Here is a 209-nt window from a genome sequence, read left to right on the forward strand (position 1 = left end):
CCGGCCAGACAAACCGGCCCTTCTCCAGGCGTTTGGAAAACAGACAAGCCCCCTGACTGTCCCACCAGATGATCTTCAAGAGATCACCCCGCCGACCGCGGAACACGAACAAGTGCCCAGAATAAGGATCTTCGGCCAGGACCTGTTCGGCTTGCGCGGCCAAAGAGTTGAAGCCGCGCCGCATGTCCGTCACACCCGACGCTAGCCAA

At 60.3% G+C, this 209-nt stretch carries 1 protein-coding gene; it reads right to left on the minus strand.

Annotation, left to right across the window (positions count from 1 at the left end; genetic code table 11):
- Nucleotides 1-209, minus strand: a 209-nt coding sequence (tnpB, locus tag ACXAH0_RS25450) for an IS66 family insertion sequence element accessory protein TnpB (protein ID WP_475196145.1), incomplete at both ends; no start/stop codon positions are given.

The sequence above is a fragment of the Roseibium sp. AWQ4_290 genome (assembly GCF_056160985.1).